The 22046-nt window shown below is 27.6% G+C and carries 17 protein-coding genes and 1 riboswitch; of the genes, 2 read left to right on the top strand and 15 right to left on the bottom strand.

From position 1 onward, the window contains the following. Position 1: 1 nt before the first annotated feature. From JJC01_08085 to JJC01_08045, 9 genes are all read right to left on the bottom strand, one after another. On the bottom strand, positions 2-2590 hold the full coding sequence (locus JJC01_08085; GenBank protein ID UDN59806.1) for an Ig-like domain-containing protein: 2589 nt from the start codon (positions 2588-2590) through the stop codon (positions 2-4). Between the two features lie 21 nt (positions 2591-2611). Then, complete coding sequence (locus JJC01_08080) at positions 2612-3232, bottom strand: hypothetical protein (protein ID UDN59805.1); 621 nt, start codon at positions 3230-3232, stop codon at positions 2612-2614. A gap of 25 nt (positions 3233-3257) precedes the next feature. Beyond that, positions 3258-4256 (bottom strand): DUF5011 domain-containing protein, encoded by a 999-nt coding sequence (locus JJC01_08075; protein UDN59804.1) that lies wholly within the window; start codon positions 4254-4256, stop codon positions 3258-3260. A gap of 91 nt (positions 4257-4347) precedes the next feature. Next, a complete protein-coding gene (locus JJC01_08070; GenBank protein ID UDN59803.1) occupies positions 4348-4560 on the bottom strand; it encodes a holin in 213 nt (70 codons plus the stop codon). A gap of 16 nt (positions 4561-4576) precedes the next feature. Continuing rightward, positions 4577-4783: a hypothetical protein gene (locus tag JJC01_08065; protein UDN59802.1), complete on the bottom strand. Its 207-nt coding sequence runs from the start codon at positions 4781-4783 to the stop codon at positions 4577-4579. 66 nt (positions 4784-4849) lie between these two features. Next, the gene (locus JJC01_08060) at positions 4850-5821 is read right to left on the bottom strand and encodes a hypothetical protein (GenBank protein ID UDN59801.1); all 972 of its coding nucleotides are present in this window, start codon (positions 5819-5821) and stop codon (positions 4850-4852) included. 200 nt (positions 5822-6021) lie between these two features. Further along, positions 6022-6291: a hypothetical protein gene (locus JJC01_08055; protein ID UDN59800.1), complete on the bottom strand. Its 270-nt coding sequence runs from the start codon at positions 6289-6291 to the stop codon at positions 6022-6024. 467 nt (positions 6292-6758) lie between these two features. Next, positions 6759-7316 (bottom strand): hypothetical protein, encoded by a 558-nt coding sequence (locus JJC01_08050; GenBank protein ID UDN59799.1) that lies wholly within the window; start codon positions 7314-7316, stop codon positions 6759-6761. Between the two features lie 32 nt (positions 7317-7348). Then, positions 7349-8875 (bottom strand): FAD-dependent oxidoreductase, encoded by a 1527-nt coding sequence (locus tag JJC01_08045; GenBank protein ID UDN59798.1) that lies wholly within the window; start codon positions 8873-8875, stop codon positions 7349-7351. Between the two features lie 343 nt (positions 8876-9218). Here JJC01_08045 and JJC01_08040 point away from each other — a divergent pair, with 343 nt between their 5' ends. Continuing rightward, positions 9219-10613 carry a metallophosphoesterase gene (locus JJC01_08040; GenBank protein ID UDN59797.1) on the top strand — a complete coding sequence of 465 codons (1395 nt, stop codon included), beginning with the start codon at positions 9219-9221 and terminating at the stop codon, positions 10611-10613. Positions 10614-10951: 338 nt separating this feature from the next. On the opposite strand, the gene JJC01_08035 is transcribed toward JJC01_08040, so the two are convergent. The 4 genes from JJC01_08035 to JJC01_08020 form a co-directional block, all read right to left on the bottom strand. Beyond that, the gene (locus JJC01_08035; GenBank protein UDN59796.1) at positions 10952-12871 is read right to left on the bottom strand and encodes a PTS sugar transporter subunit IIA; all 1920 of its coding nucleotides are present in this window, start codon (positions 12869-12871) and stop codon (positions 10952-10954) included. A 39-nt stretch (positions 12872-12910) separates the two neighbouring features. Further along, positions 12911-13828 carry a 1-phosphofructokinase gene (gene pfkB / locus JJC01_08030; protein UDN59795.1) on the bottom strand — a complete coding sequence of 306 codons (918 nt, stop codon included), beginning with the start codon at positions 13826-13828 and terminating at the stop codon, positions 12911-12913. A 174-nt stretch (positions 13829-14002) separates the two neighbouring features. Continuing rightward, positions 14003-15781 (bottom strand): transcription antiterminator, encoded by a 1779-nt coding sequence (locus JJC01_08025; GenBank protein ID UDN59794.1) that lies wholly within the window; start codon positions 15779-15781, stop codon positions 14003-14005. A gap of 11 nt (positions 15782-15792) precedes the next feature. Further along, complete coding sequence (locus JJC01_08020; protein UDN59793.1) at positions 15793-16533, bottom strand: tyrosine-protein phosphatase; 741 nt, start codon at positions 16531-16533, stop codon at positions 15793-15795. A 292-nt stretch (positions 16534-16825) separates the two neighbouring features. Between JJC01_08020 and ytvI the strand changes: the two genes are divergently transcribed. Beyond that, complete coding sequence (gene ytvI, locus JJC01_08015) at positions 16826-17887, top strand: sporulation integral membrane protein YtvI (GenBank protein UDN59792.1); 1062 nt, start codon at positions 16826-16828, stop codon at positions 17885-17887. Between the two features lie 65 nt (positions 17888-17952). Here ytvI and JJC01_08010 read toward each other — a convergent pair whose 3' ends face one another. After that, a complete protein-coding gene (locus JJC01_08010) occupies positions 17953-19206 on the bottom strand; it encodes a flagellar protein FliS (GenBank protein UDN59791.1) in 1254 nt (417 codons plus the stop codon). A 107-nt stretch (positions 19207-19313) separates the two neighbouring features. Further along, positions 19314-21431: a DNA topoisomerase III gene (locus JJC01_08005; GenBank protein ID UDN59790.1), complete on the bottom strand. Its 2118-nt coding sequence runs from the start codon at positions 21429-21431 to the stop codon at positions 19314-19316. Between the two features lie 428 nt (positions 21432-21859). Beyond that, positions 21860-21948, top strand: a riboswitch (glycine riboswitch). Positions 21949-22046 lie beyond the last annotated feature (98 nt).

Genomic DNA, 22046 nt, shown 5'->3' with positions numbered 1-22046 from the left:
TTTATATAACAGGGTCTTCTTGTGAATTTGATTCATCCAATTCATCTGTAGAATTTACATTTACTTCAGTTTGAACTTTTCTACTTTTATATCTAGCAGTTATAACTGCCCCACCTATTTTAATCCCTGTCAATTCTCCTTTTTGAGAAACAGTAACTATATTTTCATTTGATGAAATCCAAATTATGTTATCATCCTCTACTATTTCTTCTCCTTCAAGTAAAGAAAGAACTTTTTTTTCTCCAACTTTTAAAATTGGATTTTCAGGAGATATTTTTAATTCTATTGTAGGTTCTTCAACATCTGCTCCTTTAGAAAAACTTACTATATTCGTATCAGAAGAATGCCATGTTATCTCTAATCCATTGTCTGTTTTATCAGCAAAATAAACTGATTCAGCATTATTTGTACAAGAATAGATATCTTTATACATATCTTGTATTTCTCTTAATGCAGTTTCACATCTAGAATCATCATTGCTTTCATTATATTTAAGCTCTTTTAATACTCCAACACCATATCTTTCATTTGGAGAATTTGCAAAAGGAGTATAAGGTGTAGTTAATGGAAGGTATATATATGTTTCTTCTGGTTTATCTTCATATTTTTCAAAAGATTTGTTTACTATTAATTCATCAAATGGGAAAAGTGATTCAGCATCTATCACTATCATACCTGATAAAGCTCCACGAACACCTTCTGCACTATGGACAATTTTTATCCTATCTGCAAAGTATTCGTTTGTATATACTGATTTACCATACATATGTTTTTTCATGAATTGCTCTGTTGATGAGAACATAAAATAGTGACTTTGAAAATAGTCAGCAGAGTCTGTTTTGTACATTGCAAAGTCAGTTGTTCCATTTGCTGTATGCACACCATAAGTTTGATGGTATTTTATATCTACAAGATTTCCATATTTATCTCTATTCGAACCACCTTCTTGAGTAGTTCTTTCTTCAACTTCATCAAAACCTAGATAAAAATAAATTGGTCTTTCAACTGTTCCATCTTGTGCTCCATATATATAATAACTTAGGTCATTTAAAAGCTCTTTTCCATCATTTTGTGCTACATACTTTCTAATATAGTTATATAAATCTTGTTCATTATAAGTCACTTGAACTTCTACTGTCATGTCTTTTACTATTGGTTTATCTATAGTTATTGGTAGCTCAGATGGAAAAGTAACTTTTTCTCTTGATATAGAAGTTCTTGCATTAGGTGTAATATAAGATACTCCATATGAGTTATATTTTATATTTGGATTCATTAATCCAAACTCAGCCACAAATTCATTATTTACAGAAGCTCCTATTGTAACTTGCAAACTAGGTTCATATATAGTTGTTTTTCCACCAGCAATATTTGAACCAAAATCTCTTGGAATATCTCTTCTATTATATGTATATTTTACTATTGTATCTGCAGGTCTAGTATTAAATAATGAATTATTTAACCAAGGAAATGTACCTATATTTACCCAAGCTGACTTAGCTCCTGCATTTGATATAACATTTTTTCCAGTTGTTTTTACTCCATCAGTTCCAAGCGTATTGACTCCATTAAAAGGCTCACTATATTTAATATTAAACTTTGGTATAGAAGGTACAGATGAAGAAGTTGTAAATATACCAAAATTACCAGTTATGTCTTTCTTAGCAAAATCAAAACTATCAATAGAACCTATATAGGCTTGACCAACTAAATATCTATTGTCCTCATAATCTACATTTGGATTACCTGTAACATTTATAAGCACTCTATTTGGATGTATATTAGCAAGTACTCTTATTTTAGTCTTATTATTTAAAGAAGATGTAATAGGTATTCTTAAAAGAGCATCTGAACCAGTTATACCAAGTTCTGATTTAAACTTTTCATCAAAATCTGTAAACCAAGATAATTTACACCATTCAGATGAAGCAGAATTAAATTCAGCTATATCACCAGTTACCATATCTATAACATTTTCTGCTGGACCAGAATAGTCCTTATTTGGATTATCAAAAATTCTCATATAGCAGTTATGATAGTTTCTAGCTTGCGCATCTTTTACACCAGTTTTTAGATTTACAACTTTTGGTACAGTTTTTCCATCTCGTTGTTGAGTAGGGTCATCCAATTCTGTATCACATAAATATTTTGGAAAATACACTTCCAAATACATAACTGTATTTTCTTCTATATCATTATCCAGAAGTCCATATTTTAAAATTTCATCAGAGCCAACTTTTGTTGTTTGCTGAGTAATTCTATCAGATGGTCTTGTTACAGCTCTCACCACAACAGAATCAGTTATTTTAGAAATTTGGTCCTTAGTTATTATTTCATATTCACTTGCATTTATCTCATCAAAAGAAGAAACTTCTCTACCTTTTATAAGTTTAAAATTTGGGTTAGGATACACTATATTCCAACAATCTTCTTTTGAAGGTAATGATTTTCTCATTAAGTTTCCAGATACATCTTTTACTTCTTTAGTATAATTCCCTAAAGCCAAAACATTTGCTAAATCTTTTACAAAACTGTCTGCATCTGTTTTAAATTCATGGAAGACAAAGTCTTTTATTTCATTACTTAACATATTTAATTTTCCTTTCCATCTCTAAATTGGTTCTGGGTCTTTTAACATTCTTATACCAAACCATAATTTTTTAGAAGTTCCGCTATCATTATGAAATTTTAAAATTACTCTTGAATTTGGAGGTGCTGAATATACATATGTTGATGAACCTAAGAAAAGTCCCTCTTTTACTTCCCCCAAGTACCAATCTTTAAACCATAATTGTTCATTAAAATATAAATTATAGTGGTCATTTTCTCCATATCCACTACATGTAACAGATATAGCAAGAATCTCAACTTCAGATGGAGACAAAACTATTTCTTCTTCAAACACTCCTCTAAGTGCTGGAACTTCTATTAATCTCATATAATTATATGGTTGTGTTTTTGATGCAAATCCCCTTATACTACCTATCTCTTTTATTTCATTGACTGTATTAACTTCATTAAGGTTCTCTATATTAGAAACAGATTCAAGTTTTGCCACATTTTTGACTTGCTCTAAATTTTCAATGTTTTTAAGAGTTTCTATGTTTTCTACTTCAGATAGACTATCTATTTTTTCTATGTTTTCTATATTATTTATTTCTTCAATATTTCCAACTTTTTTTATTTTATCTATGTTTCCACCAGCACTATAAGTGACATTAAAGTTACTCATAATTTCACCTCTACTACATCATTTATTAAACTTCTTCTTTAGGTATTGGCTCTACTTCTATCTCTTTATCTTCAACCCCAGTTAATACAGGAGGTATATTATCTATTACAGATACTAATCTAACTACTACAGCTTCATTTGATGATTTATCAGATACTTTATAAGTAACTTGATATTCTTTTACAACAGATGTATCAACTAAATCTCCACCTTCAACAGTTATTAAATCTGTTAAATCTCCATCAACTTCATCTACAGCTGTTACACCTTCTAAAGCATTGAATGTGTCATTTAAATTTAATGTTAAATTGTCTACGCCTGAAAATACTGGCTTAACAGTATCAACAACAGTAACTTTTCTCACAACACTTGCTTCGTTATTTGCAACATCTGAAACTCTATATGTTAATGTTTGTTCTCCTAAAACAGAAGTATTAACTATTCCTTCTATTACTATCTTAGAAGTTAAATCTCCATCTATATTGTCATTAGCAGTAACCCCAGCTTTTGAATCAAATGATGAGCCATATTCTACAGTACAATCTTCAACACCAGATAATATAGGAGCTACATTATCAACAACTGTTATTACTCTATTTACTGTACTTTTATTTTTAGATTTATCTTCCACAGTATAAACAATCTTATTGTCTCCAGGTATAGTATTATCCACTGAGCCTTCTATAACTATCGAATCAGTTAAATCTCCATCTATATCATCCATTGCTGTAACTCCAGCTTTTAAATCTAGTTCTTCCAATAAATTTATAGTCTTATCATCAGCACCACTTATTACAGGAGCACCTGTATCTATAACTGTTATTATTCTAGTTGCTGTTGTTATATTTCCAGATCTATCTGGAGCTGAATATTTCAAAGTATATTCCCCAATTGCATTCACATCGACTTCACCTTCAACTGTAACAAGTTCTGTGACATCCCCATCTATATTATCTACAGATCTAACTCCTTGCATTGGGTCAAAAGAACTTCCTCTAGGTATCTTCAAATCATTAAAAATCATAATACTATCTCCTTTATTTTTTATTTTTGTTATAAATATTTTTGAAAAGTTTTTTTAGAATGTAAATATGTTAGCTATTCAATAAAATCTATTACTTATCATCTAAATACCACTTGTTTTCAGTAGAATTGTCATTCAATATTCCAAGTGTTGTGAGTAAGGCTAAAAGACAATTTACTATATCAGAATAATTTTTTGGTAGTATATCAATATATCCAAAAGATTGTATTGTAAGTGGAATCATTGCTGCTAGAGAAACCCAAAACCCTCTATTTCCTACTCTCTTTTTTAAATAGTTCTTCATATATGCTCTCCTTTTACTAACGTTTTATTTTTTTACGTTGTTTTTTAGGAATATTTGGAGTTAATGTACAATAGGTTATATGACCTATACTTTCACTAAACTCTTTTCTTGCTTGATATAAACAATCTTCTTTTTTACTACAATAACAGCATTTTATTTTTACTGCTTTTGAGTAAAGCTCCTCTTTATCTTTCTTCTTAATATTTTTTTGCTTAACAGCCATATATTCACCCTCCTTATTAATACTTTTCATTTTCTGAATATACCAACCATTTTTCTCTATTGTAAATTATTTAGTAAAAAATTCTCTTATCTTTGACTTATTCAATAGTGAATTATAAACATCTTTTTTATAAATTACAGACATCATGCAAGCATTTATTAACTCATCAATGCAAATTTCTACATCATTTAGATTATCTTCCTTTATCTCATTAAGTAAGTTAAATTCATCTCTTAAATTAATAAAATTATTTATAAATGTATTTACATCATGTTTAGCTAAAAATAGATTATGTAAAGAATCCTCTATATTTCCATGTATACTTTTTTCATTAAATAAGTCATTTTTCATAGTTTTATTTATAAGGTTAAACTTTTTGTTTAGAATAAAATGTGTTTCTGAATTTATTGGTTGTCCTTTTTTTCTATTTTCAATCAAATATAATTCTTTAATTATTTTTTCTATTTTCTTACAGTATTCTAATAAAATAAATGTAACTTGAATATCATAAAATAATGAAAAGTAATTTATATTATGATTACTCTTTTCATATTCATACTGGTTCAATTTATTAATAAATGAAGAATCTATATCATCAAATAAATAATCATTTTTTTTAGTTGTGTATATCCCCATTACAAAGATTTTTCTTATATTTAATAATTCGTTTTTTATATTTAATATCTCTAAGTAACTTTCAAACTTAGAATCTCCATATAAATTTTTAAAATTTTCCTCTTTTAGTACATATTGTTCAGATTCTGTAATAGAAAAACAATACTGCTTTGTAATCTTACCTTGATATGCATCATTTTCTATCAAACTCAAATAGGATTTGATTAATGATATAAGTTCATTTAATTTTGATACTACTTTTGATGGATGATACTTTTCAAATGACTTCAAAATATTAGTCTTATAATCCTCAATTGTTATAGGTTCATTTACTATTGATGTATATTCAAAATTTTCAAATCTCCCTACTTCTAAATTAGGATTGTAACTCAATATATTCTCTTCCTTTATACTTTTATCCATATTATTCCTTCCTTAGTTGAGATATCTTAGACTAGTATATCTAAGCTTGTTAGCATTATTTAAATGCTAACAAGCTTATTTGGGATTCTTAGATTTGTTGGTATTACGCGGATTTTTTGAGGGGTCATATTTGCTTATTCACTATGTAATATACCCTCTATAAGATATACTTTGTTAAATTAAAAAGCATATTTTTTGTTTTATATAAAATTTTTTTGTAATTTACTTTCAATATCTGCTAATGTATTTCCATATGTAAAATCAGTTATACTCATATCATTTGCTACATTATGATTCAAATTTTCATCATAAGCTAATTTATAATACTTAAGTTTGTTTTGAAAATTATTTTTGGTATTTACTATTAGCTCCTTGTGATTTTCATCTATTTTTACAACCACACCTAAATAATTATATCCCTTTTCCATAGCATGTTTAAAACAGCTCTCTAAATTAATTTTTTTTAACATTGTTCCCCCCTATTAAGTTTACTTCTTATATTTATTTTTATATATGTATACAATGACTAATTTTTGTACCATTAAAATTAGTATTGTATAAAAAATATTCTACCTACTACACTATTTAATTGATTCAAATTTACATCATTAAATACGAGTTTCAAATTATAGTAGTAAAAGACTTTGTTTTGGCAAAAGTCAAAGAATATTTATTATCTATATATATACCTATACATTTCTCCATTTTGTAACAAAAAAATAAAATTTATATTATGCTTTTTGTAGAATATCTGTATTTAATAAAAAATATTGTCTTTATAATCATATACACTTTTAAATATTTTAAATTTATTTTCACGATATAAGAAATTATATAATCTCTTATACAAGTATATACAATAAAAAATGGATTTAATTTGTCATATAATTTCTTAGACTTCATATGACTAATTAAATCCATTGCAATCAACTTTAAACTATGCATTTGATTTTTTTATTATAAAAGGAATGGTTATAATTGTACCTATTAAAGCATCTACCATATCAATCATAGTATCTTCTAGTCCTCCAGCTTGTGTAGTAGTCCCAATAAAAGTATCCATTAGAAATTCACCTATTTCCCACAAACTAGCCACTCCCATACTAAACATAAATACAAATATAACTAAAAATATTTTACTCATCTTACTTATATCTTTTTGTATATAAAAATATTTAATTGTAGAAAATGCTACAATACATGATATTATACCCGACCATAAATGTAAAAAATCATCATAATAATTTATGTCATAAAAATTAAAACAAGTACCTAATAATGATGCAAACATTATAAATAATACAAGTACAATATATAATTCATTGCTCAAAAGTCTTTTATTTTGCCTATTTAAAATACTTAATATAAAAGTACCAATTAAACTGATTGCTACTAAACCTACATTTCCAAAAGCTCTATTTGTAGCAAAAAATATGGCACATAAAACATATACTATATAAAGTAAAATGGTTATTGGCTTTAAAAGTTTATTCATAAATAATTTACCTTTCCAAAACATTCTATATTCTATAATAACTTAGGATTAACATCATTATCACCATAACCATAAAGTTTTAATGGCTTAAGTGCTGGGCCTTCAAGTATGTTTCCTTTATAGTCAAATCTTGAACCATGGCATGGACAATCCCATGTTTTTTCTTCACTATTAAAATTAAGTTCACATCCTAAATGAGTACATGTAGTATCTACAATATAAAAATCTCCTCTATCATCTTTATAAACACCATATCTTTTTCCATCAATATTAACAATCTTTCCTTCACCACTACTTTTAGGCATATCTCCACTACCTATTTTTAATTTTCCAGTTACATAATTCATCGCTACATTTGCATTTTCCTTTATAAAATCCATTGAAAAATAACTACCTAATCTCGATGGATTGAAAGTGTCCTTATAGTCAGAAGTTTTATTTATTATTAAATCTTTTATTATTATTCCTGCAGCAGTTCCATTAGTCATTCCCCATTTAGAAAATCCTGTAGCTACATAAATATTATTCTCCCTTTTATTGATATAACCTATATAAGGAACATTGTCAAAACTCATATTGTCTTGAGCAGACCATTTACATTTAAAGTCTTTTATCTTAAATACTTCTTTACCATAATGCTCTAAATCATCAAATATTTCTTCTTCAGTTCCACCTTGACCAACTTTGTGGTCTCCTCCTCCAAAGATTAATAGGTTATTATTTTCATCATTACATTGTCTAAAAGTTATTGATGGGTCATCTATACTTATAAATATACCCTCTGGCAATTCATTTTGTAGGACTGCAACCATTAAATAGGCACGTTCAGCATATTCCTTTGCAAAATAAAAATTCAACCCATCATACCATGGACTGTGAGATGAGATTATAACATTTTCAGCTTCTATTATATTATTATCTCCAGTCTTAACTCTACATATAGCTCCTTTTTCTAGGTCTACTATCGGCGTGTTTTCATATATTTTTAGCCCTAAATTTACTGCTACTTCTGCCAAACCATCAACATATTGTTTTGGATTAAATTGACCTTGATTAGAAAAATGAATAGCTCCTTTTACATCTAATGGAATATCATTTATAGTTTCATAATATTCGCAATCTATGCCTATTTTTTTACATGTACGGTATTCATCTTTAATATCCTTTATAGATTCTTCCTTTTCTGTAAAGACAAAAGATGGAATCCTTTGAAAATCACATTTTATATTATTTTCACTGATTATTTTCTCAATCAATTTTAAAGCTTCATTATTTGCATTATAATATGATTTAGCTTTATCTAATCCATATTTTTTCTCTATTTTAGAATATACTATATCATGTTGACAAGTTACTTTACCAGTATTTCTGCCTGAAGTTCCATATCCTACTTTATCAGCTTCAACAAGTGCTACTTTTTTACCTTCTTTTGCTAATAGATATGCAGTTGTTAAACCAGTTATTCCTCCTCCTACGACTAGACATTCTACTTTTATATTCTCGCCTAATTTTTCATATTCTTTGGGACTTGAATTTAAAATCCAATACGATTCGTTCATTTTAAATACTCCTTTACATGTTAAATAAGAATAGTTTTTCCATCATAGGGTTTATTTATTATAAATAATATAAAAAAATAAATGCAAGACTATATATTATTTGTTTATCATTTTCTCAAAGATACTATAGTTAACCAATCTTATAGAATGCTTTAAAATTCTTTTGAGATTACTTTTAATTGATTTTTATTTAATGAACTTTATTTTTATCTCTATCAATTTATATGTCTATGAAATATATAGTTGATTTTTGTATAGTAATATATTACTATTGATATTACAGGGGGATTATGTAGTTAATGACACTAAAACAAATATTCAGAAAAAGTAAAATGGAGGTTTTATGAAAAACAAAATAATTATAGGCATTACTTGTTTATTTATATTGCTAATGTCTGGGTGTACTTCAAAACATACAACAGAAATAAATGTACTAGCCACTACCGATTTACATGGTAACATCCCTTATGAGTTAACTTCTTATGTAAGGGAACAAAGAGAAAAAGATAAAAATATAACTTTAGTAGATGCTGGAGACTTCTTTGACCGTGGAGTAGCTTTAGGAAGTAGTATGGATGATTATTCTAATGCTATGCTTAAAGATAACAACAACAAAACTGAAAGCTATATTGAAACTCCTATTTCAAAGGACATGAAAGAAGTCGGTTATGATGCTGTAGTTCTTGGTAATCATGAATTTATATCTCTTAATAAATTTCATTTAGACAATATGATATCTGATTTTGAAAAACAAAAAATAGATGTATTATCAGCTAATACTTATAAGAAAAATGGGGATAGCTATACAAAACCATACATAATAAAAAATATTGATACACCAGAAGGAAATGTAAAACTAGGAATTCTAGGACTTACTATAAAAGAAGTTGGTGAAGGAAAACAACTAAATGAAAATGGAGAACTTGTAGATTCTAAATCTTTAGAACTAAAAGACCAAGAAGGTTATAGTGGTGAACTATATATGAATGATTTAGTAGAAGATGCTAAAAAATGGGTAAAAATCATGGAAAAAGAAAGTCCAGATATAATAGTAGCTGTTGCGCACACAGGTGAAAGACCTAAAAATCCTAAAAATCCAGGCAATAGAATACAAGATTTAGCTCAACAAGTTGATGGTATTGATGCGATAGTTGCAGGGCATAATCATGTTCAAATTGAACAACACGATTATAAAAACACATTGGGAGAAAAGGTTATAGTTACTGAACCAGGAAAGCATGGAGAATGTATTTCTAAAATTAACTTTAAATTAGAAAAAAATAACGATAAATGGAGTGTAGTTGACAAATCCAGTGAGTTAGTTAAATTTGAGAAAAATAAAGAAGATGAGAAATTTGGACAATTTGTTTCTTCACTTATGAAAGCTAGTGAAAACAATAATGAAATAAGACTGGCAAAAGTAATGCCGCCTGAATGGGATAAAATATTTATCTTTAAGTCTGGAACATCAGCAAACGATATATATAAAGCTGTAGGATATAAATGGAGAAATATATCTTCTCCAAAAGATAGAGATATGCTACAAATTGTCGTTATGAAGAATAATAAACCTGTTACTTATCTATATGGAGAATCAGAGCTTATGCCATTTAATATAAAATGTGATGAATCAGAGTACAAAAACAATGTTGTGACTATTTATCCTAATAAAAATGATAAATTCAAAGTTATAAAAGGTGAAAAAAAATACAATATTAATTTAGAACATATAGAGTAGAGTTTTATTCCTTGATTTAAGATTGAATATTAAAATATTAATTAAAAGATGAGATGTAAGATTTATGAAACATGATACAAAATATAAGTCAAGGCTAATTGAAAGTTTTTCAAGTAAAAAGCTATACTATGACTTAGTTATAAAGCTATAAAGTATTACAAATAACTATAAAATAGATATTCTCATCTGATTTAAAAATTTGACAATGAAATACCCTATAGTTTAAGTAAATTTTTTTAAATAATAAAAACTGACTGTCAGTTAAATGTCAGTCAGTTATTTTATAATAATTTCATTTAAATATATCTAAAATTATCCCTTTTAATACTCTTTGGTTATTATGCGCTTTGATTTAGTGGTTTTTTAAGTAGTGCTAAAAGCATCATTCCAACTACAGCACCTACAATTATAGCCACTATATATCCAAGTGGATGAGTAACTACTGGTATAACAAATACTCCTCCATGAGGTGCACGAAGAGCTGCATTAAATAGCATACTAAGTGCTCCTGCTACTGCTGAACCTCCAATACAAGCTGGTATAACATGAAGTGGGTCTCCAGCTGCAAAAGGTATTGCTCCCTCTGTTACAAATGATAACCCCATTACATAGTTAACTTTACCAGACTCTCTTTCTTCTTTTGTAAATCTATTTTTGAAGAATGTAGTTGCAAGAGCTATAGCAAGTGGAGGAACCATACCACCAGCCATTACTGCTGCCATTATTTCAAATTGCCCTGATTCAAGAGATGCTACACCAAATACATAAGCTGCTTTATTCACAGGTCCACCCATATCTACAGCCATCATTCCACCCAACACTAATCCTAAAACTATTTTTGAAGTTCCACCTAAACTATTTAGGAATCCAACCATAGCATTATTAATTGCTGTAACTGGAGGTATTACTAGAAATGTCATTATAACGCCCATCAAAAGAGTTCCAAATAAAGGATATAATAATACTGGTTTTATTCCTTCTAATGAAGTTGGTAATACATTAAATATTTTCTTAAGTCCTTCTACCAAATATCCTGCTATAAAACCTGCAAGTAATGCTCCTAGAAAACCTGAACCACCATCTCCTGCAAGAGCTCCTCCCACAAAACCAACAACAAATGCAGGTCTATCAGATATAGAATATGCTATATAACCTGCAAGTACAGGTAACATAAATCCAAATGCTTTATCTCCAATTCCCTTAAAAAATGCTGCTATTGGTGTATTTGAACCGAAATGTGAAGGGTCAATAGAGTAATCATCAAGTAAGAATGCCAAAGCTATAAGTATACCTCCACCAATAACAAATGGCAACATATTAGACACACCATTCATTAAATGCTTGTAGACTTTTCTAAATCCACTTTCGTTTTCTTCACTTGATTCGTTGTGACTTCCTTCTTCTCCATGATAAATTGGAGCATCTCCATTTACAGCTTTATCTATAAGTTCTTCCGCTTTGTGTATACCATCAGCAACCTTAGTTTTTATAACTTTTTTGCCATTAAATCTGGCCATTTCAACATTTTTATCTGCTGCTACTATTATACATGTAGCATTTTCTATCTCTTCTTTTGTAAGTCTATTCTTAACACCTACTGAACCATTAGTTTCTACTTTTATAGAGATACCTTTACTTTCAGCCATTTTATTTAAACTTTCAGCTGCCATAAATGTATGTGCTATTCCTGTTGGACACGCTGTTACTGCTAAAACTTGAGGATACTTACTAATATTTTTATCTTTATTATTTAAAACATCCTCTTTACTAATTTCTTCATCCTGATATTCTTCACTGAATTTTTCTCTTTCTTTTTTATCTATTATTTCTTTGAATTCTCTTGCTGAATTTGAATTTATAAGTTTATTTCTAAAATCTTCATCCATAAGTATTGTAGATAATCTAGATAATACTTCAAGATGTGTATTATTAGCTCCATCTGGTGCAGCTATCATAAAAAATAAATTTGACAAACTTCCATCAAAAGATTCATAATCTATACCTTCCTTTGATACAGCTGCTGCTATACAAGCTTTAGTAACTGCTGTAGTCTTAGCATGAGGAATAGCTACACCTTCTCCAATTCCTGTTGTACTCATCTCTTCACGGGCTAAAATTGCTTTCTTATAATTTTCTTTATCATTTAAATTACCACTATTTTCAACTAAATCAACTAGTTCTTCTATTACTTCTGGTTTATTTTTTGACTTTAAATTTAATTTAATTGATTTTTCATCTAATAAATCTATAATTTTCATAAGTTCTCATTTCCTCTCTATATATTTTTTAGGTTATTTTTAAAATCTTTTAACAGATATTTCGTTTACTAATTTATCAATATATTTTCTTTCAGCTAAATCATATGAAAAAGCAGTTGCACTTCCTGAAGCTGCACCTAATTTAAGAGCATAATCATATTCACCAGTACTTAGATATCCAGATATAAACCCTGCTACCATAGAATCTCCTGCTCCTGCAGAATTTTTTACAGTTCCTTTTGGTACATCACTTATAAATACTTCATTATCTTCTGTAATCAGTAATGCACCATCTTTACCCATTGACACTAAAACATTTACAGCTCCCATTTCTTTTAACTTTTTAGCATACTTTACTATATCTTCATTTGAATTTAATTTAACACCAAACATTTCCTCTAGCTCATCATTATTAGGTTTAATTAGGAAAGGCTTATATTTTAATACATTGAGAAGAAGATTTTTTGTTGCATCTACAACAATTTTTATATTCTTTTCTTCTAGTCTAGACATTATATTTTCATATAATTTTTCATCTAAAGTAGATGGTATACTACCTGCCAATATTAAAATATCATCTTGATTTAATTTATCAAGTTTTTTATATAATAGGTTGATGTATTCATCACTTATATTGGGTCCTTGTCCATTAATTTCGGTTTCCTCTGACACTTTTATTTTTACATTTATTCTTGAAAAACCGTTTTTCAATTTTATAAAGTCTGTTTTTAATTTTTTTTCCTCCAATGTTTTTACTATATATTCACCAGTAAAACCACTTATAAAACCTAATGATGTATTGTCATGTCCAAGTTCTTTAAGTATACAAGACACATTTATACCTTTTCCTCCTGGATAAACGTATTCTTCATTTACACGATTTGTACTTCCTGTATTTAATTCATCTAATTCAACTATATAATCTATTGATGGATTTAATGTTACTGTATAAATCATTTTGCCACCTCTTTTTATTTATTTATCTTATGTTTATATCTTAACTCCATATTAATATCCCTGAAAGTCAAAAAATTTCTCTTAATTAAAAGAGAAATTTATCGTTTTTATCTTATTTAGTTTTATATTATCCAAATTTGCATGTGTATATACAACACTATGTTCTATATATATCTATTTAAACATGTTTACAAATTTTTCGAAATTGCTATTTTCACATATGCTTATAACTTTCGCTATGGAGTCTACTCTTTTGTATATGTTTGAAAATATAACTTCATAATCTAATATTTTATCTTTATCAAGTGCCAACATTATTATTAAGCGCACATCTGATATTTCCCAAGCAATTGGTTTTTTTAGTATTCCAATTGCTATTTTATTATCATAAACCTTTCCAATAGCTCCATGTGGTATAGATACCATGTTGCCTATTTCTGTTGTTGCTATTTTTTCTCTCTCAAAGTAAGAGTTTTTCATGTCATCATCTATATAACCTTTTTGTACAAGTTCACTTGCCATAAAATCAATAACTTCTTCTTTATATTTAAAATCTAAGTCAGTAAAAAACAACGCACTATCAAATAAGTTTTTTATATCTAAATCCAAATATACATTTCCTGTTTCTATATATTTTTCAATTAATTTAATTTCCTTTTCACTCAACATTGGAGAGATGTTTATTACTGGTATATCACCTATTTCAATAGGTACAGTAGATATTACAAAATCAACATCTATAACCTTTACATATTCAACTAGATATGAAGGAATAACCTTTAATATTTCTAGCTTTTCTCTAAATATATTCTCTAATTTAGCTTTTATTAACATTGAGGTACCTATACCTGATGTACAAACTATTATCGCTTTGAAAACCTTATCTTTATTATTATAGGATGCCCTCTCAATAGCACCTCCTATATGTAGAGCTATATTTGCAACTTCATCTTCGTTGATTTCTATTTTTAAATCTTGTTCTATTGTTTTTTTAGCTATATTAGCTAACTCAAAGGCAAAAGGATACTTTATTTTAATATCTTGTGCTATTATAGGCGATTGATTCATGCCTAACTTTATTTTCTTACACAAGCTACTAATATGCTTATATAAATATTCTTCAAATATATCATCATGGCTTATATCTATTGACGTAGCTAGCTTTAAATTTTTACAAAACGTTCTTATCGAATTTATTATAATCTCTTTGTTCTGTTCATTTTCCAATATTGAACTTCTTTTGTTGCTATAAGTTTCTACATAGTCCTTTATAAACTCTCTTTCATCATACTTATGCCTGCTCAAAATAACTAATATATTATTTAATACATTCTTAAATTCTATATCAGTTAGTACTAATCCATTTTCATTTAATGCGTCTAATAGTATTTTTTTTATTATTAACTTTTTTTCTTTTATATCGTCATTTAAAAAATCATTTAGACTGAGTTGGTTGTCTCTCTTATTACTTAAATCAATTATACAATTTAATATCTTATCTTCATTTTCAGAGATACATATACCTTGTTTATGCTTAGATTTAACAGAAATTGAATACTTATCAAATATCCTCTTGACTTCTTTTAAGTCATTTTTTACTGTTGAAACACTTACATACATAGAATCTGCTAAATCTTCAAGCCTTATAGTATTTTTTTCTTCATTGCTTAAAGTTAGTATTTTTCTGATTATATATTCTACCCTATCTACATCATCATAAAGGTTACTATTTAAATTCACTTCATCAAAGCTTCCCTCTAACTTATAACCAACACCTCTTATTGATAAAATTTTACCATTTTTAAGCTGTTTGTTAATATCCTTTATTTCATTTTGTATAGTCTTTGAAGAACACCCTATTTCTTGGCTTAAGGCAAGTCCACTCATTGTATCTTTTGAATTTAACAGTATCTTTATTATATTTATCTGTCTAGCTGTTATATTTAAACTCATAAAATCACCTTTTACTCTAGATATTGATTTCTCAATTTTTTTATCTCTTCTTTATTTAAATTAAATTCTCCATATAGATACTCTTCTACACTATTGTATTCCTCATCAATTCTTCTAAAGGCTGTATTCATATATTCTTCATTTACACCAAATATATAATTTAATCTTTCTTTTGGAATATCTTTAAATTTAGGCTTACATTCTATAAACCTTTCTATTTCCTTATCTGCAAACTCATTGCTTTTTAGATAATCTTTCATTATATTTTCTCTTGATACACCCAAAATCATAAGAATTATAGCACTTCCTACACCAGTTCTATCCTTACCAGCTGTACAATGATTTAGTACTGGCAAATTAGAGTAATCTTTTATAAGTTCTACTAGCTTTTTATATGAAGGATTATTTACAGGTAGATTATAGTAGCTATTATTTAGCATATTAAACGCACCATCTTTTTCAAATAAACTCTCAATCATATCTTCGATAGAGCCAAAACGACCTCCTGATTCTTCTAATTCTCTCATTGCTGGAATTCTTATATTTTTTATATTTGATATTATTGTTGATGGATGTTTACGTGCCTCTTCATCACTCCTATAATCAAATACATATTTGATATTTAAGTCTTTTAAAATCTTTATATCATTCCTACTCAAATTTGACAACTTTGCAGACCTATAAAATAAACCATACTTTACAGTTCTACCATCCTCTGTTTTATTTCCACCTAAATCTCTAAAGTTTTTCATCTTACCACCTCTTAAAAATTCTCTATCATATGATAAGTTATCTACTATATTTAGCTCAAACATTATAAATTAATTTTATCACAATTTTATGCTATTTATTTAAAATATTTTTTCGTATTTGCTTAATAATTTTAAAATACAAAAGTATATCTTTATACAAAATTAACCTAAATTTTACATAATTTATTTACTACATAGAAGCTTTATAGTTTATAATCAATATACAGTAGTATATTTTATACAAATAAGACCATATTTAGAATAATATCAAATACATTGGAGGTTTTATATTATGGACATTCAAAAGCAAAAGAGCTTTATAATTAAATTTACATATGTAGTTTTAATAGCAAGTATTATATATGTTGTCTTAAAATTCTTATTTCCATTATTAATGCCTTTTGTGATTAGTTTTATCATTGCCTTTATTTTAAGACCTATTATAAAACTTATTACAGATAATACAAACTTAAACCGTACATTTATTTCTGCGGTAGTACTTTTAGCCTTTTATGGATTAGGAATATTTTTATTAGTTAGTTTTGGTGCAAAAATATTTGCAAGTATAAGCGACATATTTTTTAGACTTCCTGATATATATAAATCAGGTATACAGCCAACATTAAACACCTTATTTTCTAAGATAGATGCTAGTACACCTAATGTTAATCTAGCATTGATACTTGGTTGGGATAATATCAGTCAATCTATGATGTCTTTAGTTGCCTCTATTTCAACAAATGCACTTAATGCTATTGCAAGTATTGCAAGTAAAACACCTGCATTTATGTTGAAACTTATTATAACTTTAATTGCTTCTTTCTTCTTTACATTTGACTATCAAAAAATAGTGAACTTTATTTTAAGACAGTTTCCAGAAAAAAGTCAGACAATGATAATCAATATAAAAAATAGTAGTATCAATGCTATTTTAAAATTGTTAAAAGCATATGCCATACTACTATCAGTAACATTTGTAGAACTTCTTATTGGTCTTAATATCCTACAAGTTGAAAATGCATTTACTATATCTGTCATAGTTGCGCTTGTCGATATTTTACCAGTATTAGGCACAGGAAGTATCTTAACTCCTTGGATGATTATTTCATTAATCAATGGAAATATACATTTGGCAATAGGGCTTTTAATACTATACATCATCATAACTGTTGTTAGACAAATATTAGAACCAAAAGTAGTAGGACAACAAATTGGTCTGTATCCTTTAATAACACTAATGTGTATGTTTGTTGGTGCTCAACTATTTGGAATAGCTGGATTATTTGGCTTTCCTATTGCAGCTACAATCATTAAAAATCTACATGATAATGGGATTATTACTGCATTTAAATAACTTAAAATCAATATTTTATTTAAACTTAAAATAGTGAGATATGTATTATACATCTCACTATTTTTCTACTTTGCACATATAGTATCAATCATTTCTTTATATTCATTTTCATTATTTAAAAAATCAATATTTTTAAATTTTTTTCGCATCTTTTCTTTAATTTCCAATGAATAAGATATCGTATATGGAAGAAATCTCTCTATTTTTTTTATATATTCTATAGAAAAAAATTCAGCATTATAAGCTATAGAAAACAAAATCAACATTAAACAATCATTTTTTATCATGTCTGTTATAGCTTCATTTCTACTGTTAATTTTAAAGTTTTCTATTAATTCAATAGTAAAGTTTATTAACTTATTTGCAATTTCATCCAATAAACCCTTTTTTGACATCTCTGTCATAATAGTCTTATGATTACACTTTAAATCTTCTTTTATATCCTGTAAATCATCAGATATTTGTAATAAAAATCCATAACCAATACAAAACTTTACCTCTTCATTTGTCATAAGCCCATTTATTAAATATCCATCTACTAAAACAGATGAACCTCCCTTTTCAATAGAAATAGATAATATTTCGTCTTTATGCAAATAAGTCTCCTTATCCTGCTGTTTTAAACTCTTTACTTGGCTTTCAAATATTAATAACAATGACTCATATATTTCTTTAAAATCTTCTCTAGGATAAACCTCTTCAATATAATCTATCATCTGAGATACTTTACTTTCATGACAGTTATTAGGTTTAATTTTTTCTCCTAAGAGTCTTTTTTCTAACCAACGATTGAATAAGGCTTTATCCATTTCATTTGTCTTTGTATTATCTAAATAATTGTCTGTATATGGATATAACATACTATATGCAAAACTTGCTTTTGAATAATAGACATCTTTTCCAAATAATAATTGCAGTGCATTTGAAATCCATACATTTCTCATGGCCTGCATAATATCTTCTATAGGTAAATCATCATCAAATCCTCTAGCATCTCTGATAAATTGTTTTGTTATTTCTAAGAATTTTTTTCTATCTTCTACATTCATTTTCTCTAATTTAAAAATATTCTCTTTTTCTAGTGTTTTTTGCAAAAAAGCTTCACCTTTTTTTATCCACATTTTTCTTAGAACAACATCACTTGGACACTTTTCTAAGTGAACTGATACTTTATCTATCAATTTATCTAATTCGCCTTCACACTTTTTTTGTGAATCTTCACTATATGTTTCTATTTCTTTACATAATTCGATACTTGAATTATTCCATATATCTTTACATTTGTCACAATAGCATTTAAATATATAATTTAATCTCATTTGACATCCCTACTTTCATGTCTAAACTATACCCTATATTATATCAGTACATATAACTAATATATAGTTAAAGTTATGATTGTGTATAATATTGCCATGAAAACTATTTATTTTTTCAACTTAGCTAAGGCTTCTGCAAATGGATTATTAAATACTTCTTGATTTTTATTTTGATTTTTTAGATATTGATTAACATCTTTCTTTGATGCTTTCTTTTTTTCCTCTTGTTTTCTTTTATTAAAAGAGGATAATTTTTCCCTGTACCCACAACTACAAGTAAATATTCTTCCTTCACCTTCACCACGAAGTTCTAATTTTTTATGACAATTAGGGCATCTTGAATTAGTTGTTTGTGATATGGTTTTTCTAGTATTACACTCTCTATCTTCACAAATTAACATTTTACCTTTCTTACCATTTACCTCTAGCATAAATTTACCACATTCTGGGCATCTATTTTTAGTTAAATTATCATGTTTAAATTTGCTATCACTACTTTTTACTTCTAATACAATAGCTTTTGAATAATCCTTCATATCATTTATAAATGTATTTTTATTAAGCTTCCCTTTTGAAATATCTAATAATTTCTTTTCCCACGATGCTGTAAGTTCTGGTGTCTTTAAGTCCACAGGAACTAAATCTAACAGTTGTTTTCCTTTTGATGTTATATATATATCTTTATTTTTCTTTTCCATCAAAAATGAATTGAATAATTTTTCTATTATATCTGCTCTAGTAGCAACTGTACCAAGTCCACTTTTCTCCATAGATGTTAAAAGTGTAGCCTCATTTAAGTATGGTGGTGGATTTGTCCTTCCTGAAGTCATCTTCAAGCTTTTAACTTTAAGAATATCTTTTTCCAACACATTTGGAATGCTTTCATATTCATCTTCATCATCCATATCTTTATAGCTTTCTTTCCAACCTAGATTTATTACTTTATTGCCTTTGGCTTTAAATGTCTCGCCCTCTATAGTTGCACTTATAGTTGTCTGTTCATATTCAAAGGGAGGACTTAATACTGCCAAAAACCTTTTTACGACAAGATTATATATTTTTCTTTCTTTATCTGTAAAATCACTCATAAACACTTTTTGCTCTGTTGGTATTATGGCATGATGGTCTGTTACTTTTGAATTATCAACAAAAGACTTATTAGATACAATATTACTTTTTAATAACTTATTACAAACCTTCGAATAATCACTAACATTTACAGCTTTTATTCTATCTTTTAATGTCCCAACAATATCCGAAGTTAGATACCTAGAATCAGTTCTAGGATAAGTAAGTACCTTATGGTGTTCATATAGTTTTTGCATTATAGATAATGTTTCTTTTGCTGAAAATCCAAACATTTTATTTGCATCTCTTTGTAATTCTGTTAAATCATAAAGCGCAGGTGAATATTTTTTCTTATATGATTTATTTACTTCAGATATTTTAACATCTAAATCTTTTACTTTTTTTGATACACCTTCCATCTTTTCTTTACTAAAAGTTGAGGAATTATTATTTTTATCATTCCAAATAAACTTTATATCTGAGTTGCCCTTTGTTGCAATTATCTCCAATCCATAATATTCTTTAGGTTTAAAATTTCTTATTTCTTCTTCTCTTTTCAATATCATAGCAAGAGTAGGAGTCTGCACTCTTCCACAAGAAAGCTGTGCGTTATACTTTGTTGTTAAAGCTCTAGTTGCATTTATTCCAATAATCCAATCGGCTTCTGCTCGTGCTATTGCTGAATAGTACAAATTTTCATATTCTTTACCACTTTTTAGTTTTGCAAAACCTTCTTTTATTGCTTTATCTGTACTTGAAGAAATCCAAAGACGTTTTAAAGGTTTTTTTACTTGAGATTTCTCTATTATCCATCTTGCTACAAGTTCTCCTTCTCTCCCTGCATCTGTTGCTATAACTATTTCATCTATATCATTTCTGTTCATTTGAGCCTTCACTGTATTAAACTGCTTTCCACTTTTTTTTATTACAACAGTCTTTAGATACTTAGGAAGTATTGGTAAATCTTCTAAACTCCATGATTTGTATCTTTCTCCATAACTTTCAGGGTCAGCAAGTGTAACCAAATGACCTAGTGCCCAGGTAACAATATACTTTGGTCCCTCTATATATCCATTTTTTTCATTTTTTGAACCCAAAACTTTTGCTATATCTCTTCCCACAGAAGGTTTTTCTGCTAGTACTAATATTTTTCCCATTTTAAAATACTTCCTTTCTCTTTCTCCAATCTTACACTACACTTAAAAGCTAAATAAATATACTTTTTCTTAACATTGTAACTATAATATTACCATAATTAAATCAATTCTAATTAATTATTTAATATTTTCTTCTTTTTTTATCACAAACCTATATTTAATTTGATTTACACACCTACTATCCTATTTATTTTTACGTATATTATTTAAATTTGTAAGTTTATAATTCGTAATTAGACTTATATTTTTATATTTTTTTCCTGTTTTTAAATTTTTTAGTTGACAAAACACAAAACCTTATATTAATATTATTAATACAATAAGCTATGACAAATCAATATCCGGTTAAGATTTTATAGAAGAGTTGCCATATGGCACACCGAAGGAGTAACACTCTCAGGTACTTTTTTAAAGTAGGACTGTAAAATTTACGGAACTCTGGAGAGACCCATTATGGGCGCCGAAGGGGCAAGGCATTTGTGCTCAATCTCTCAGGCAAAAGGACAGGGATTATCTACCAAAACTAGTATTATTAATACTTTTATTTTGGTTGCTAATTAGTGTATATCCAGAGCTGAATCTATTTTAGATTTAGCTTTTTTTATTACACTAGAA

Source organism: Clostridioides sp. ES-S-0010-02 (genome assembly GCA_020641055.1).
Lineage (GTDB): Bacteria > Bacillota > Clostridia > Peptostreptococcales > Peptostreptococcaceae > Clostridioides.
Note: the sequence above shows the minus strand (reverse complement) of the source record. Positions and strands in the feature narration are given on the sequence as shown.

What these genes read in the sequence shown, in the direction of transcription:
- JJC01_08085 (UDN59806.1), bottom strand. Translation starts at nt 2,590, where the DNA reads ATGTTAAGTAATGAAATAAAAGACTTTGTCTTCCATGAATTTAAAACA.
- JJC01_08080 (UDN59805.1), bottom strand. Translation starts at nt 3,232, where the DNA reads ATGAGTAACTTTAATGTCACTTATAGTGCTGGTGGAAACATAGATAAA.
- JJC01_08075 (UDN59804.1), bottom strand. Translation starts at nt 4,256, where the DNA reads ATGATTTTTAATGATTTGAAGATACCTAGAGGAAGTTCTTTTGACCCA.
- JJC01_08070 (UDN59803.1), bottom strand. Translation starts at nt 4,560, where the DNA reads ATGAAGAACTATTTAAAAAAGAGAGTAGGAAATAGAGGGTTTTGGGTT.
- JJC01_08065 (UDN59802.1), bottom strand. Translation starts at nt 4,783, where the DNA reads ATGGCTGTTAAGCAAAAAAATATTAAGAAGAAAGATAAAGAGGAGCTT.
- JJC01_08060 (UDN59801.1), bottom strand. Translation starts at nt 5,821, where the DNA reads ATGGATAAAAGTATAAAGGAAGAGAATATATTGAGTTACAATCCTAAT.
- JJC01_08055 (UDN59800.1), bottom strand. Translation starts at nt 6,291, where the DNA reads ATGTTAAAAAAAATTAATTTAGAGAGCTGTTTTAAACATGCTATGGAA.
- JJC01_08050 (UDN59799.1), bottom strand. Translation starts at nt 7,316, where the DNA reads ATGAATAAACTTTTAAAGCCAATAACCATTTTACTTTATATAGTATAT.
- JJC01_08045 (UDN59798.1), bottom strand. Translation starts at nt 8,875, where the DNA reads ATGAACGAATCGTATTGGATTTTAAATTCAAGTCCCAAAGAATATGAA.
- JJC01_08040 (UDN59797.1), top strand. Translation starts at nt 9,219, where the DNA reads ATGAAAAACAAAATAATTATAGGCATTACTTGTTTATTTATATTGCTA.
- JJC01_08035 (UDN59796.1), bottom strand. Translation starts at nt 12,871, where the DNA reads ATGAAAATTATAGATTTATTAGATGAAAAATCAATTAAATTAAATTTA.
- pfkB (UDN59795.1), bottom strand. Translation starts at nt 13,828, where the DNA reads ATGATTTATACAGTAACATTAAATCCATCAATAGATTATATAGTTGAA.
- JJC01_08025 (UDN59794.1), bottom strand. Translation starts at nt 15,781, where the DNA reads ATGAGTTTAAATATAACAGCTAGACAGATAAATATAATAAAGATACTG.
- JJC01_08020 (UDN59793.1), bottom strand. Translation starts at nt 16,533, where the DNA reads ATGAAAAACTTTAGAGATTTAGGTGGAAATAAAACAGAGGATGGTAGA.
- ytvI (UDN59792.1), top strand. Translation starts at nt 16,826, where the DNA reads ATGGACATTCAAAAGCAAAAGAGCTTTATAATTAAATTTACATATGTA.
- JJC01_08010 (UDN59791.1), bottom strand. Translation starts at nt 19,206, where the DNA reads ATGAGATTAAATTATATATTTAAATGCTATTGTGACAAATGTAAAGAT.
- JJC01_08005 (UDN59790.1), bottom strand. Translation starts at nt 21,431, where the DNA reads ATGGGAAAAATATTAGTACTAGCAGAAAAACCTTCTGTGGGAAGAGAT.